We start from the raw sequence: 15,477 nt of genomic DNA, 5'->3' as shown, positions 1-15,477 counted from the left end.
ATCTAAAACAAGACGGGCTTTCCTTTAGGAAAGCTCGTCTTGTTTAGAATACATATTTTTGAATTTATTTGGCTCAGATTAATTTTTTGGGGATTAAGCAAAAAGTTTCTCCATTCTAAAGAGGAAGAATTTAGTATCCACCACACCTCTTTGATTAGCTCTAAAGAGTTTTATTTTTGAGTTAAAGGATTCAGCATTTGCGTTTGTATGTCTTTTTACGAAGAAGTTTGCAATTGTTTCCAAATGATAATTTAAACTATTGGCAACGGTATTAAAGACAGTCATTTTTAATTCTTTGGTTTTGGATATCCAATTCAATATTTTTTGTTTAGCCTCTTCTTTTGAGGTGTATTCATAAATATTTCTAAACTCTTGGGTGTGTTTATATGCCTGATGTATTAGAGGATAATGTTGGAACAATATTTGGGCTCGCACTTTTTGGGTTTCTGTCCATTGGTTGGGTTTCTTGGCAATGATATAACGACATCGAGCCAATAGTTGTTTGGGTGTGTCTTGGTTTTCAAAAGTTATTGGAATGTATTTTATTGCTTGCTCCTTTGCTTTTTTGATAGCTTGATTCTCTTTTTCAATCTCCTCCCAGCGATATTTTATCCTTAAATGCTGGAGAGCTTCCATTACCAACTTTACCACATGGAAACGGTCTGTGACAAGGTAACTTTCAGGAAAACACATTCTTGATGCTGATTGCATATTGTTTGCCATATCAAGTGTTATCGATTTTACTTGTTTTCTATGCGAAAGTGGAATTTTAGTAACCACATCAATAATGTCCTGACTTTTGGTGCCTTTTATAACCGCCACTAAGGATTTCTTTTTGCCTCTTCCTTGTTTATTGGTTACAAAAGTATAAAGTTCACCTTTTGACAAACTTACTTCATCAATACTTAAATTCTCCCCAATATTTTCGGGGTAAATCAGATAATTTTCGGCATGTTCTAACTGTTTCCAACTTGTAAAACCACTGATTCTTTTTTTGTAATGTCTTCGCAGTAAATCAGCTTTAATGCCATAATAACTGGCAATGTTACTTATCGTATCTTCTCGGGTCTCTACCTGTACCTTTTAAAAAATCCGAAAGTTCAACAGTTAATTTGGAACCTTCTGCAATAAAAGAATAATCGCTTTTAATTTCTGACTTATCTACTGTATTTCGCCACCTACGTCTTCTGATACCTAAATAAACAGCCTTTCCTCGTATTGGAAAATCTTGTATCAAAGTACGCTCACAAAAGCCTTTTGACTCATATTCCTCTGAAATGAAACCTTCGGGAATAATGTTCTTTTCATCAAGATAGATATAAAAGCAATCCTTTTTTGTTTGAATATCTCCTAATTCTATAAAATCAACAATATCAAAATGACATAATAATTCTTCGGGTAGAAAAGCAGAAAGTATCGAAAAATCCATTTACTTTTTTTGTCGCAATTTACAATTACTCCCCATATTTTTTATGTGAGCCATTTATTTTTCAGAATACTTATGAATAATTTCTTCAAAAACAAATAATAAATCTTGATAATTATCTAATGTAACCAATTGGTTACGATACTCCTTAAAATGAGGAACTCCTTTAAAATAATTGGTGTAATGACGACGCATTTCTACAATACCCACACGTTCACCTTTCCATTCAATAGACCATGTTAAATGGTTTTTAGCTGCTTCTACTCGATCTGTAATATTAGGTAAGTTTAATAATTCGCCAGTAGTAAAATAATGTTTAATCTCATTAAAAATCCAAGGATATCCAATAGCAGCACGACCAATCATAATGCCATCTAACCCATAAGTATTTTTGTATTCTAATGCTTTTTCCGCGGAATCAATATCACCATTACCAAAAATAGGTATTTTTATTCGTGGGTTGTTTTTTACACGTGCAATGTGTGACCAATCGGAATGACCTTTATACATTTGTGCACGCGTACGTCCGTGAATAGTTAAAGCCTGAATACCTACATCTTGTAATCGCTCAGCTACTTCATCAATATTGATAGAAGCATCATCCCAACCCAAACGAGTTTTAACCGTTACAGGTAGATTTGTGCTATTTACAACGGCTTTGGTTAAACGTACCATCAAGTCAATATCTTTTAAAACGCCTGCGCCAGCTCCTTTACAGACTACTTTTTTTACTGGACAACCAAAGTTGATGTCTAATAAATCAGGTTGCACGGTTTCTACTATTTTAGCACTCATGGCCATCGCCTCTTCATCTCCACCAAAAATTTGGATGCCTACCGGGCGTTCATAATCAAATATGTCAAGTTTTTGACGGCTTTTAATAGCATCACGAATTAGTCCCTCACTAGAAATAAATTCAGAGTACATCAAATCAGCACCATGCATCTTACACAAGCGACGAAAAGGAGGGTCACTCACGTCTTCCATAGGAGCTAATAACAAAGGAAAATCAGGTAGCTCTATATTGCCTATTTTAACCATCGGTCTATATTTTGGTGCAAAATTACAAAATAATGAGAACATACTTTAACTTAAAGTATGATTAGGTTCTAAGCATTTTTTGAAAATTCAGATTAAATTTTAAATTTATTTATCTGAAGATCTAAAGGTAAATTATATGTCTTTAATCTAGATCATGTATTAGAAAATTATTGCAGATAAAAAGGACTTTAAATCTGAAAACACTCAATTTTTATTTTTTTATTTTCATCAAAAAGTCTAATGTATATAGTTTAGGTTAAAACTTTAAATATCAAATAAATTAGGTTTTTGTACATCGTGTTTTTAAATAAAAATAATGTTTTGTCTATTTTATATGATATTATTGAATTATGATAGAAGAAGTAATGCCTAATTTTCTGTAAAAACACAAAGAAAAGGATAGGATTAATAAATGAATTTGTAATTCTAGTTGAGATATATGAATTTGATTATATTTGCATATTAAAGATTCCGCAATTTTTTGGAAGGTAAGAACGATGAAGAAAATTAGAAATTTTTGCATTATTGCACATATTGACCATGGTAAAAGTACCTTGGCTGACCGTTTATTAGATGCCACACAAACTGTAACGGCACGTGAAGCGCAAGCGCAGTTGTTAGATAATATGGATTTAGAGCGCGAACGTGGGATTACCATTAAAAGTCATGCCATCCAAATGGAATACAATTATAAAGGAGAACAATACATCTTAAATTTAATTGATACGCCAGGACACGTGGATTTTTCCTATGAAGTTTCACGCTCAATTGCTGCTTGTGAAGGTGCTTTATTGATTGTAGATGCGGCACAAAGTATACAAGCGCAAACAATTTCTAATTTATACTTAGCATTAGAGAATGACTTAGAAATTATTCCTGTATTGAATAAGGTAGATTTGCCAAGTGCTAACCCAGAGGAAGTAAGTGATGATATAGTAGAATTACTAGGATGTAAATTAGAAGATATCATTCATGCTTCTGGAAAAACAGGATTTGGTGTGGATAAAATCTTAGAAGCTATAGTAGAGCGTATTCCTGCTCCAGAAGGAAATCCAGAAGAGCCTTTACAAGCATTAATTTTTGACTCGGTATACAATCCGTTTAGAGGTATTGAAGTTATTTTCCGAGTAAAAAATGGCGAAATTAAAAAAGGTCAAAAAATTAAATTCATGGCTACAGGCAATGAATATTTTGCGGATGAAATAGGTACTTTAAAACTAAACCAAGTTCCTAAAAACGTTGTTTCTACAGGCGATGTTGGGTACTTAATTTCTGGAATCAAAGAAGCTAAAGAAGTTAAGGTAGGGGATACTATTACAGATGCTAAAACACCTACTACTAATATGATTCACGGTTTTGAAGATGTGAAACCCATGGTTTTTGCTGGAATTTATCCAGTAGATACAGAAGATTATGAAGAATTGCGTGCCTCAATGGAAAAGTTGCAGCTAAATGATGCTTCATTAGTTTTTGCTCCCGAAAGTTCAGCAGCCTTAGGGTTTGGCTTCCGTTGTGGTTTCTTAGGTATGTTACACATGGAAATCATTCAAGAGCGTTTAGAACGTGAATTTAATATGACTGTAATTACTACAGTACCTAACGTTTCGTATTTAGCTTATACAAAAAAAGACCCTGAAACAGCATTTATTGTTAACAACCCTTCGGATTTGCCAGAACCGTCTAAATTAGATAGAGTTGAGGAACCATTTATAAAAGCAACCATTATTACAAAATCGGATTTTGTGGGTAATGTTATGAGTTTATGTATTGAAAAAAGAGGACAAATTACAAATCAGACTTATTTGACTCCTGAGCGTGTTGAATTAAATTTTGATATGCCGTTAGCTGAAATTGTTTTTGACTTCTATGATCGCTTAAAAACGGTCTCTAAAGGGTATGCTTCTTTTGATTATCATCCTATCGGAATGCGTACCTCTAAGTTAGTTCGTTTAGATGTATTATTAAACGCACAGAATGTAGATGCCTTATCTGCCTTAATTCATGAAGATAATGCGTATCATATTGGTAAAAAAATGTGTGAAAAATTAAGAGAGTTAATCCCACGTCAGCAATTTGAAATTCCTATTCAAGCTGCTATTGGAGCTAAGATTATTGCTCGTGAAACCATTAAAGCTTTGCGTAAAGACGTAACCGCTAAATGTTATGGAGGTGATATATCACGTAAACGTAAACTTCTTGAAAAACAAAAACAAGGTAAGAAGCGTATGCGTCAAGTAGGAAATGTAGAAATTCCACAATCAGCATTTATGGCAGTATTAAAATTAAATGATTAATAAGAAGAATAATTTATAATCAAAAGGCGATCAGAAATGATTGCCTTTTTTTGTATTAATGATTTTTAAAGATGGATGTAAATTATAGTTATAAAATCATCTTAGTGACCTTTTAGAGATTTTAAAAGATTTGTGTTTAATATTCTGATGTATCTTTTGCCTCCCCCATGTTCTATATTAGGAAAAGGGAGAAAGTAAAAAGGCACGGAATTTTTTTGACATAGCTGTGGTTTTACATGGAAGGGAAAAATGGAGTGCTTTTCTATTCAAATCCATTTTTATCTGTAATCCATTTCTAATGCGTAATCTGAGGTTAAAATCAGGGTATAAAAAACCCAAGTTAAAAATTTTTAACTTGGGTTTTTAAAAGGTATAAATAAGTTTATTATTCTTTATCTTTATTAAGCTTACTATTTTTTTTGCCGTATATAAAGTATATAATGATGCCCAATGCCATCCAAATAACTAAACGCATCCAGCTTTCAAGTGGTAACGAATACATTAAATACAAACAAACCAAAATACCTGCAATAGGAACGAATGGTACTAATGGAGTCTTAAACGCTCTTGGAATATCTGGCATTTTAACACGCATTACCAGTACGCCAATACATACCAAAACAAAGGCTAAAAGGGTACCAATACTTACCATGTGACCTAAATCGGATACAGGAACAAAACCAGCAAAAACACTCACAAAAAGTAAGAAAAAGATATTTGTTTTCCAAGGAGTTCTGTATTTAGGGTGAATAGTACTGAAAAACTTTGGTAATAAGCCGTCATTACTCATTGTGTAAAACACGCGACTTTGTCCCATTAGCATAACTAACATTACAGAGGTATAGCCAGCTAATACAGCAACTATAAGACCTGTTTGCAAGAATGTATAAGGGGTTTTTGAAAACGCAGTGGCAGCTGGTTTCGCATCTCCAGCAAATTCATGATAAGGTACTAAACCAGTCATAACATGTGCAAAAAGAACATATAATATTGTACAAACAATCAAGGAACCTAATATACCTATTGGCATGCCTTTTTGTGGGTTTTTTGCTTCTTGTGCTGCTGTAGATACAGCATCAAAGCCTATAAAAGCAAAGAATACAGTTGCAGCACCAGCAGCAATACCTGACCATCCAAATTGACCTTTTACACCTGTGTTTTCAGGGATATATGGACTATAATTGTCAGGGTTGATGTAATTCCAGCCTAATATGATGAAAAGTATTACAACAGCAACTTTTAGAATCACTAAGAAATTATTTAAATTGGCAGATTCTTTTGTTCCTCTAATTAATAGTAAGGAAAGTAATGAAACTACAAGAACAGCAGGTAAATTTATAACGCCCCCTTCTATGACTGTACCATCGCTTAATTTTAGAGTTTCCCAAGGTGAACATATTAAGCTATGAGGTAAATGAATTCCAAATTTATTTAATAATTCTAGAAAATATCGTGACCAACTTACGCCCACTGTTGCAGCACCTAATGCGTATTCTAAAACTAAATCCCAGCCAATGATCCAAGCCATGAATTCACCCATAGTAGCATAAGAATAAGTATATGCACTTCCTGCAACTGGAATCATTGAAGCAAATTCAGCATAACATAGTCCAGCAAAAGCACAACCAATTGCAGCTAAAACAAAAGACAGAGTCACAGCAGGGCCTGCATTTTCAGCAGCGGCAATACCTGTTAGCGAAAATAGTCCTGCCCCTATAATTGCTCCAATTCCTAAGGCAACTAAGGCACCCGAAGACAGAGTTCTTTTTAGACCTTTTTCTGAATCAGAAGCTTCAGCTAATAAAAGATCAATAGATTTTCTTTTCCAAATAGACATAAAATTTAAAAGTTTGGTTTATATCGTTCCAAAAATAGCTTTTTTAGAAATAATAAACGAATAAAAATGAATTTTATAAATATCTTTAACATAAAAATTAAAAATAAAATCCTACGCTAAAGAAAGTATAATGATTGGTGGTTTCAGGAGACCAAGAATGTTTGATTTCAATGGGACCAATAAGAGTCTCTAATCCATAGCCTAAAGCATATCCTGTATAGTCTGGTTTTGTAATCCATTCGCCATTATTGAATATTTTTTTTCCAACATTTGAAAAATTCGCAGTAAAGTTAAGATGATGTTTTTTATAAAATATATAATCACAACTCAAACTTCCTTTTACATAACTATCGCCACTTTTTGATAAAAAATCATATCCTAAAAAAGGTCTAAAATTTCCAAAATGATGAAATCCATAACCTCCTAATACAAAATCATTAATGTTATTGAGTTTTTTGCCAATGGTAAATCCTCCTTCTGATTGTATTTTTATTGAAAAATGATTCCAAAACGTTTTTACGTATGCCATATCTGCCATAAATAATGAAGCTTTTTCAAAATCGCCTGAATAATTTGATGAATGAAAAATACTATTGATATCACCAAAAAAGTACCAACCCGATTTCGGAAAATATTTGTTATCGAACGAGTCAAACTTCATAAAGCCTATTGCGCTCAAATAATGGCTTTTATCTAATTGAGGAGAGAGAGAACCTGTAGAGTTGGATGTTATATCTATGTATTTGTGCTCTATTCCAGCACCAATTAAAAATTTTTGAGCAAAAATAGTTTGTAAATATGTTTTGTTTGATACTGATTTGTAGTTAATGTCTATTGAATTTCTATTGAAATGATTCATTAATTTATTTCCTTTGAAATCTACGAGACTAGTTCTGCTAAATTGATCGTAATTGCTTTTGATACCAAAACTCCAACGATATCCGTTATCAATGTAATAATCAAGGTTAAAACGGGTATTATCTCCTAGTATTAAATCGAAAGAGGCCACATCGTTTTTAAAAATCAAATTTTTTTGTGTAACATTAAATAATATTCCTGATTTAAAAATATTGTCATAATGCAAACCTAATTTAAGGTAGGTTTTTATAGGATTATCGACTACATTAATAATCAAATCATCTTTATTGTTATTTTTTATAAATTGATATGTAATAGAAGTGAAATTTTGTGTGGCATTTAGATTATTCAATCCTGAATGCAACTGATTATAAGTAATTTTGTTTTCAGGAAGAAAACGTAATTTTCCCAAAAAATAACTTCGAGTATAATTTTTAGAACCTTCAATACCTATACCGTTTATGTCTAATGTATTTTCTTTTTCCTTTTTGGTTACAGATGGAATATGTATACCTAACGTTTTTAATTTTTCCCAATGAGGTTTGCAGGCATCTACTCCTGTTTGTATAATTTCTTTGCCTTCTTCAAAAGAAATAACGGAATAAGGTTTGATATTAGGTTTGATGTATAAGTCAATTAATTGTTTTTTCTTTTCAATGCTTTGTAATGTACTAAAGTTTGATATTTGAGATAGTACATCCGTTGCCCCACTAATATCATCAATGTTTTTTAGATTATCTTGTACATCTATAGCTATAATTATATCGGCTCCCATTTTTTTAACTTCTTCAACAGGAAAATTATTTGTTACCCCTCCATCTATATAAAAACGATTGTCTATTTGTACAGGAGAATATAAAGAGGGAAAGGCACCACTTGCGGATAAACATAATGGCAGGATTCCTTTTTTTAAAACTATTTCTTGACCCGTTTCTAAATCAGTAGTGATACATAAAAAGGGGATTTTTAATAAACTAAAATCCGTAATATGTCGGTATGGGTGAGTTAATTTGCTAATCAAGTTGAAGTTGTAAAGCCCTTTTGAAATTCCTTTAGGAACCGATATTTTTAATTTTTGAAAAGGAAGTGTTACAGCATATACTTCATTGTTGTATTTTTCATAAAAAGTTTGATTGTCTCTAGGTATTCTGTCTCGTAATATAGAGTCAGGATCTGTTTCACTAAAGATAGAGTCAAGTTCGTGTGCTGTATATCCACAAGCATATAGTCCACCTATAATAGCCCCCATACTTGTACCTCCTATATAATCTATTTTGATGCCTGCTCTTTCAATTTCTTTTAATGCGCCAATATGCGCCAGTCCTTTAGCTCCGCCACCGCTTAGAACAAGACCAATTTTAGGTTTTTTGTTGAGTTCTTGTGCGGAAAGAGTTGTGTTAAAAAGAATAAGATAAGTAATGAACCCCAAATAATACGAGAATATACTTGCTAAACGACTAGCAGATTTTAGGTTAGGCATATAGCTATTTTTTAGTATAAAAGTCGTGAATTTTTTTGGCTTTTGAAAGCCCTATAACATCAGAAATTTCTTTTTCTGTTGCTTCTTTAATCCTTTTTACACTTTTAAAATGTTTTAGCAGTATTTCTCTTGTTTTTTCGCCTATTCCTGGAATTAGTTCTAATTCTGATTGTATTGCATTTTTGCTTCGTTTATCTCTATGAAAGGTAATGCCAAATCGATGAGCTTCATTTCGCAAATGTTGGATGGTTTTTAGTGTTTCTGATTTTTTATCAAGATATAAAGGAATGGAGTCTCCAGGATAAAAAATTTCTTCTAATTTTTTAGCAATACCTATTATAGCTATTTTTCCTCTTAACCCTAAATCATCTAAACTTTTTAAAGCAGAAGAGAGTTGACCTTTTCCTCCATCTATAATGATAAGTTGAGGCAAGGGTTCTTGTTCTTCTAACAGGCGTTTGTATCTTCTGTACACTACCTCTTCCATAGAAGCAAAATCATTAGGACCTTCTACTGTTTTGATATTAAAATGGCGATAATCTTTTTTGCTAGGTTTCCCGTTTTTAAAGACAACACAGGCGGAAACAGGATTAGTACCTTGTATGTTAGAATTGTCAAAGCATTCTATATGGCGGGGTTCAATGCTTAGACGCAGATCTTTTTGCATCTGTGCCATTAGTCTGTTAGTATGTCTTTCGGGATCTACGATTTTAATTTGTTTGAGTTGATCTAAACGGTAATATTTAGCATTGCGTTCTGAAAGGTCTAAAATTTGTTTTTTATCACCGGATTTAGGAATTGTTACGGTTATTTTATCCCCTAAATTTACTTCAAAAGGAGCAATGATTTCTTTGGCATTTAAATGAAAACGTTCACGTAATTCAATAATACCCAATTCTAAAAGTTCTGAATCGGTTTCTTCTAATTTTTTCTTAATTTCCATAGTGTGAGATCGAACAATAGCACCATGTGATATTTGTAAAAAATTAATGTAAGCCATTGCTTCATCAGAAATAATTGAAAAGACATCCAGATTAGTGATTTTAGGATTTAATATAGTTGATTTAGCTTGATAATTTTCTAAAACTTCTATTTTTTCTTTTATTTTTTGAGCTTCTTCAAATTGCAAGTCCATAGCCAAATCTTGCATCATTTTCTTGAAGTCACGTAATGAATCTTTAAAATTTCCTTTTAAAATCTCTCGAATAGCATTTACTTGTTCGTGATAACGAACTTGTGTTTCATAACCTTCACACGGGCCTTTGCAATTACCTATATGATACTCGAGACAAACTTTGAATTTTCCAGATCTAATATTAGATTGGCTCAAATCATAACTACAAGTACGTAAGGGATAAAGTTCTTTGATGAGTTCTAAAATAGTATTTACTGTTTTAAAACTTGTATAAGGGCCAAAATATTCGGATCCATCTTTAATCATTCTTCTTGTAGGGAATATTCTGGGAAAAGCTTCATTTTTAATGCAAATCCAAGGATAGGTTTTGTCATCTTTTAGGTTGATGTTATAACGAGGTTGTAGTTTTTTTATCAGATTGTTCTCTAGTAGCAAAGCATCTGTTTCGGTTGGAACTACGATGTGTTTAATTTCGGTGATTTTTTTTACTAAAACATTAATTCTTGCTGTGTCATGTGTTTTTGTAAAATAAGAAGAAACTCGTTTCTTTAAATTTTTTGCTTTTCCAACATATAAAATCTTTCCTTCTTTATCAAAGTATTGATAGACACCTGGTTGATCAGGGAGTGTTTGAATTTGAAGTTCAAGTGAAGAGCTCATACGGGTAGTTTAGTATATGAAAAACAAACAAATTTAATTTATTTTCTGTTAAATTTGTCTTATGAATAAAAAAGACCTTCGAGAAAAGTATAAAACATTGCGTAAATCACTTGTTTTTGATGAAATTATGAATGATAGTTTGAGTATAGCTAATCATTGTTTAGATTTACCCATTTGGGACAAAACGTATTTTCATCTTTTTTTACCTATTGAAAAACAAAAAGAAATTAATACTGAATTTATCCTTCAGATTTTATCAGGTAGGGATAAAGAAGTGGTAGTTTCTAAATCTAATTTTGAGACTAGGGAAATGACTCATTATCTTTTAACGGATAATACACAGTTTCAAGTGAATGATTATGGTATTCCTGAACCAGTAGAAGGTATAGAGGTTCCTGTTTCTAAAATAAATGTAGTCTTTGTTCCTTTATTAGCGTATGATAAGAAAGGAAATCGTGTAGGTTATGGAAAAGGATTTTATGATCAATTCTTATCAGTTTGTAAACCTGAAACAATAAAAATAGGACTTTCTTATTTTGATCCCGAGGAGTTAATATCTGATGTTAGTACTTCTGATATTGTGTTAGATTATTGCGTAACACCATTTGGTGTAATACAATTTAAATAAAAAAGGTGTCCAAAAAACAAAAAATCAATGCTTTGTTTATTGCTCCAACTCTAGTTGGTATTTCATAATCAATATGGTTTGATTTGATGTGCCTTGTTCGAGCCTCTCTTTTGTGGGAAAGACAAGAATTTTTGGTTTTCGGACACCCTTTTTGTTTTATTTATTTTGCTTCGTTATAACGTTTGGTTACTTCTGCCCAATTAATTACATTAAAAAAAGCTTCCATATAATCAGGACGACGGTTTTGATAGTTTAGGTAATAAGCATGTTCCCACACGTCCATTCCTAAGATTGGTGTGCCGCCACAACCTATACCTGGCATTAATGTATTGTCTTGGTTAGCTGTTGCACAAACCTCTAATTTGCCTTCTTTTACACATAACCAAGCCCATCCTGAGCCGAATTGTGTAGCACCCGCTTTTGTAAAAGCCTCTTTAAATGCACCAAAACTTCCAAAAGCTGAATCAATGGCTTCTGCCAATTCGCCTGTAGGCTCTCCACCACCATTTGGAGACATCACAGTCCAGAATAAGTTGTGATTGTAAAAACCACCTCCATTATTACGAATGGCAGCTTTTGTCATATCTAAATTTTTCAGAATTTCTTCTATTGACTTACCTTCTAATTCAGTGCCAGCAATAGCTGCATTTAAATTAGTGGTGTAAGCATTATGGTGTTTTGTATGGTGGATTTCCATAGTTCTCGCATCAATATGAGGTTCTAACGCATCGTATGCGTAAGGTAATTGCGGTAATTCAAATGCCATAATATTATTGTTTTAAATAAATTAATAAATGTGAATTCAAAATTAATCAATTAACTTTGGATAAGGAAATAGTTAGTGATTATTTCTCTAAAAATGTTATTTAACTATTTGTTTTTTATTGCTTTATATATTTGTAAAATTAGAATATAAAAAGTATTCTTTGTAATTTTTTTTTAATGACTAAACAAAATTCCGCTTTCACCATTTATAACGCATCAGCAGGAGCAGGCAAAACGTATACCTTGGTTAAAGAATATTTGATAATCATTTTATTATCATCTAAAGAAGATGCGTATCGAAATATTTTAGCCATCACTTTTACCAATAAAGCGGTTCATGAAATGAAAAGCAGAATTGTAAATAGCCTTTTTGATTTTACCAGTGATAATCCAGCTCCTAAAACACTTGATCTGATGCAAGACATTGCTATTGATACAGGATTAAGTCTGAATCAAATTACAACAAAAGCACAGACAATTATTAAAAACCTAATTCATAATTATGCCGCTTTTGATATTTCAACGATTGACAAGTTTACACATAAAGTAATCCGTTCGTTTGCAATTGATTTGAATTTACCCATGACTTTTGAGGTTTCTTTAGATACAGATAATTTACTTCAAGAAGCCGTAGACGCCATAGTAGCGCAAGCAGGTAATGATCCAGAATTAACTAAGTTGTTAGTTGATTTTACAATGGAAAAGACAGATGATGATAAATCTTGGGATGTGTCCAATGAAATTTTTAATACAGGAAAATTAATTACTAATGAAAACAGTCGAGAAGAAATAGCTCTACTAAAAGACAAATCTATTCAAGACTTTGTAGTGCTAAGAAATCGTTTGTTAGAACAATGTGAACGGATTCTTCAAGAAACAAGGAGTCAAGCAGCTTTATTGTTAGAATGGATTAAAAACAAAGGAATTGATTTAAAATCATTTTCAGCAGGACATTTTCCAAAACACATACAAGGAATTGCAGAAGGAAAATTTAATCCAAGTAATAAAACCTATCATGAATTTGATGATATAAAAATTAATAAAGCAGCTAAAGATAAAACACTTATAGAATCTTGTATTCCTGAATTATTAAAAGTTTTAGAAGGTATTTATAATCAATTTCAAAAGAAAGATCTATATGATGCTTTTCTAAAAAATATTACTCCCTTATCTTTATTAAATACGGTTAGTAATCAATTAAAAAGTATACAAGAAGACCAACAAATCTTGTCAATTGCAGAATTTAATAAACTAATTAATGAACAAATTCAGAACCAACCTGCACCCTTTATATACGAACGTTTGGGAGAAAAATACAAACATTTTTTTATAGACGAGTTTCAAGATACATCTGAAATGCAATGGCAAAATCTAATTCCTTTGATAGATAACGCTCTTTCAAGTGAAGATTTGCAAGGGGTACGAGGATCGTTACTTCTAGTGGGCGATCCCAAGCAGTCTATTTATCGTTGGAGAGGCGGAAAAGCAGAACAGTTTATCAGTTTAGCCCATCAAACCAATCCTTTTAGTAATAAAGACAAAAGGGTGGTAGATTTAGATACCAATTATAGAAGTTGCGAAAACATAATTTACTTTAATAACGCCTTTTTTAAACATTTATCTTCCAAGTTTGAGGAAGATTCTTATAAAGACTTATATGAAAACAAAAGTTTTCAGAAAACTAAAAATAAAAAAGGAGGTTTTGTAAGTATTCATTTTTTACCTAAAGCAACAGATATAAACTTAGACGATGAGGAAGAAATCTCGCAAGATGATTTGTATCTAAAGAAGACTTGGCAAACTATTTTAGAAATTCAACAAAAAGGATACTCTTATAATGAAATAGTTATTTTGGTTAGAAGTAACAATAAAGGTGTTTTGTTAGCTAATTATTTAACCAAACAAGATATACCTGTTATTTCTTCAGAAAGTTTATTACTCGAAACAGCTTCGGAAGTACAGTTTTTGTTAAATATGCTTCGTTATCTTACCAATACAAAAGATCGAGAAGCATTAGCCTTAGCATTGTATTACTTAGCTACAGAATTTAATACAGTATTGCCTATCCATGATTTTATAGCAGAAGGAATAAAGAAATTAGATGAGGAAATATTACAAAAATGGTTAGTAGATTTTCAAATAACAATTGATTTTAAAAATATACGCCGCAAATCGTTATACGAATTAGTTGAACACATTATTTTAAACGGCATTCCTGCAAAAAAAAACAATGCTTATGTACAGTATTTCCTAGATATTGTATTAGAAAAAGATGTAAAAAATCAATTTTCAATACCTGATTTTCTACATTATTGGGAAAAAAATGGGCACAAGTTAAGTGTACCCACATCAGAAGGAGCTAATGCAATCCGGATTATGACAATACATAAATCAAAAGGATTGGAATTTCCAGTCGTTATTTTTCCTTTTGCGGATGAAAATTACAGTCGGAACAAACGAGAAAAAATGTGGCTAGATGCGCCAGAAGAAACAAAAGAAGTAGAAAAGTTCTTGATAGATAAATCTAGCAAAGTTACAAACTATGGTTCCGAAGCTTCTGAGGCATATCAACAAAAATTGCAAGAAGATTTGTTAGATAATATCAACGTCCTTTATGTGGCCTTAACCAGAGCTGAAGAGCAATTATATATTATATCTTCATGGAAAGAACGAAACAAACAAGGGAATTTACCCAATACTTTAGCTTCCTTTTTTATAGAATATGTTGAAAGTCAAAAAGAATTTGATAAAGAAAAACAATCATACAACTTTGGAAATCCAGAACGAGTATCTATGACACATTCTATAACCCATTCAGTAGAAGTTATTCCACCTGTAACAACCACAATTAATACAGATGCTATTAAGATTGCTCAACGGGAAGCCATGATGTGGGGAAGTAAACAGCTAGAAGCTATAGAGTTTGGTAATACTTTGCATGAAATATTATCGTACATAAAAACAAAAAATGATATAGAACTTGCCCTAATTAAAGCCGTTGAAAATGGTTTGATCATTAAATCACAAGAAGATCAAATAAAAACGACTTTGAAAGAAATAATAGAACATCCCGAATTAGCAGTTTTTTTTGCTCAAGATGTTGTGGTGTATAATGAAAAAGCAATTCTAAAAAAAGGCGAGTCAAATCATATCCCCGATAGAATAGTTATAAATAAAAACAAAGCTTTTTTGCTGGATTATAAAACAGGTACACCTCATCCAAAATATATTCAACAACTTCTGGATTATGAAAAAGCATTAAGTGAAATGGGATATCAAATCGAAAAAAAATCACTGGTTTATGTTGGTGAAAAGGTGGAAGTGGTAAATTTGTAGCTTAAAAAAGAAAGTTG

Annotated in this window: 10 protein-coding genes; 3 read left to right on the top strand and 7 right to left on the bottom strand. The window is 31.9% G+C overall.

Annotated features, from left to right (window positions below):
• Positions 1 to 93 precede the first annotated feature (93 nt).
• Genes HUE53_RS07125 through dusB form a run of 3 tightly spaced genes read right to left on the bottom strand, consistent with a single transcriptional unit; the run spans position 94 to position 2,467 of the window.
• Positions 94 to 1,011 (bottom strand): ISAon1 family transposase, encoded by a 918-nt coding sequence (locus HUE53_RS07125; protein ID WP_225556192.1) that lies wholly within the window; start codon positions 1,009 to 1,011, stop codon positions 94 to 96.
• A gap of 34 nt (positions 1,012 to 1,045) precedes the next feature.
• Positions 1,046 to 1,429: an ISAon1 family transposase N-terminal region protein gene (locus tag HUE53_RS07120; protein ID WP_014165862.1), complete on the bottom strand. Its 384-nt coding sequence runs from the start codon at positions 1,427 to 1,429 to the stop codon at positions 1,046 to 1,048.
• A 54-nt stretch (positions 1,430 to 1,483) separates the two neighbouring features.
• Positions 1,484 to 2,467: a tRNA dihydrouridine synthase DusB gene (gene dusB, locus HUE53_RS07115; RefSeq protein ID WP_014165896.1), complete on the bottom strand. Its 984-nt coding sequence runs from the start codon at positions 2,465 to 2,467 to the stop codon at positions 1,484 to 1,486.
• A 497-nt stretch (positions 2,468 to 2,964) separates the two neighbouring features.
• Between dusB and lepA the strand changes: the two genes are divergently transcribed.
• The gene (gene lepA, locus HUE53_RS07110) at positions 2,965 to 4,761 is read left to right on the top strand and encodes a translation elongation factor 4 (protein ID WP_014165897.1); all 1,797 of its coding nucleotides are present in this window, start codon (positions 2,965 to 2,967) and stop codon (positions 4,759 to 4,761) included.
• A gap of 385 nt (positions 4,762 to 5,146) precedes the next feature.
• Here the strand turns inward: lepA and HUE53_RS07105 are convergent, their stop codons facing one another.
• The 3 genes from HUE53_RS07105 to uvrC all read right to left on the bottom strand — a co-directional run bounded on the left by HUE53_RS07105 (position 5,147) and on the right by uvrC (position 10,731).
• Positions 5,147 to 6,598 (bottom strand): amino acid permease, encoded by a 1,452-nt coding sequence (locus HUE53_RS07105; RefSeq protein ID WP_014165898.1) that lies wholly within the window; start codon positions 6,596 to 6,598, stop codon positions 5,147 to 5,149.
• 97 nt (positions 6,599 to 6,695) lie between these two features.
• Positions 6,696 to 8,936 carry a patatin-like phospholipase family protein gene (locus HUE53_RS07100; RefSeq protein ID WP_107317455.1) on the bottom strand — a complete coding sequence of 747 codons (2,241 nt, stop codon included), beginning with the start codon at positions 8,934 to 8,936 and terminating at the stop codon, positions 6,696 to 6,698.
• A gap of 4 nt (positions 8,937 to 8,940) precedes the next feature.
• Positions 8,941 to 10,731 carry an excinuclease ABC subunit UvrC gene (gene uvrC / locus HUE53_RS07095; protein ID WP_014165900.1) on the bottom strand — a complete coding sequence of 597 codons (1,791 nt, stop codon included), beginning with the start codon at positions 10,729 to 10,731 and terminating at the stop codon, positions 8,941 to 8,943.
• 61 nt (positions 10,732 to 10,792) lie between these two features.
• Here uvrC and HUE53_RS07090 point away from each other — a divergent pair, with 61 nt between their 5' ends.
• The gene (locus HUE53_RS07090) at positions 10,793 to 11,359 is read left to right on the top strand and encodes a 5-formyltetrahydrofolate cyclo-ligase (RefSeq protein WP_014165901.1); all 567 of its coding nucleotides are present in this window, start codon (positions 10,793 to 10,795) and stop codon (positions 11,357 to 11,359) included.
• Positions 11,360 to 11,519: 160 nt separating this feature from the next.
• On the opposite strand, the gene HUE53_RS07085 is transcribed toward HUE53_RS07090, so the two are convergent.
• Positions 11,520 to 12,125 (bottom strand): superoxide dismutase, encoded by a 606-nt coding sequence (locus HUE53_RS07085; protein WP_065212864.1) that lies wholly within the window; start codon positions 12,123 to 12,125, stop codon positions 11,520 to 11,522.
• A 176-nt stretch (positions 12,126 to 12,301) separates the two neighbouring features.
• On the opposite strand from HUE53_RS07085, the gene HUE53_RS07080 reads away from it, so the two are divergent.
• Entirely contained in the window at positions 12,302 to 15,460 is a 3,159-nt protein-coding gene (locus HUE53_RS07080) for a UvrD-helicase domain-containing protein (RefSeq protein ID WP_192188386.1), read from the top strand.
• Positions 15,461 to 15,477: the final 17 nt, after the last annotated feature.

Origin of the sequence: Flavobacterium columnare (genome assembly GCF_014844295.1) — a bacterium.
Taxonomy (GTDB): domain Bacteria; phylum Bacteroidota; class Bacteroidia; order Flavobacteriales; family Flavobacteriaceae; genus Flavobacterium; species Flavobacterium columnare.
This window is presented reverse-complemented; position numbering and strand designations above follow the sequence as displayed.

Coding starts and splice junctions, on each gene's coding strand:
- HUE53_RS07120 (WP_014165862.1), bottom strand. CDS start 1,429: ATGGATTTTTCGATACTTTCTGCTTTTCTACCCGAAGAATTATTATGT.
- dusB (WP_014165896.1), bottom strand. CDS start 2,467: ATGGTTAAAATAGGCAATATAGAGCTACCTGATTTTCCTTTGTTATTA.
- lepA (WP_014165897.1), top strand. CDS start 2,965: ATGAAGAAAATTAGAAATTTTTGCATTATTGCACATATTGACCATGGT.
- HUE53_RS07105 (WP_014165898.1), bottom strand. CDS start 6,598: ATGTCTATTTGGAAAAGAAAATCTATTGATCTTTTATTAGCTGAAGCT.
- HUE53_RS07100 (WP_107317455.1), bottom strand. CDS start 8,936: ATGCCTAACCTAAAATCTGCTAGTCGTTTAGCAAGTATATTCTCGTAT.
- uvrC (WP_014165900.1), bottom strand. CDS start 10,731: ATGAGCTCTTCACTTGAACTTCAAATTCAAACACTCCCTGATCAACCA.
- HUE53_RS07090 (WP_014165901.1), top strand. CDS start 10,793: ATGAATAAAAAAGACCTTCGAGAAAAGTATAAAACATTGCGTAAATCA.
- HUE53_RS07085 (WP_065212864.1), bottom strand. CDS start 12,125: ATGGCATTTGAATTACCGCAATTACCTTACGCATACGATGCGTTAGAA.
- HUE53_RS07080 (WP_192188386.1), top strand. CDS start 12,302: ATGACTAAACAAAATTCCGCTTTCACCATTTATAACGCATCAGCAGGA.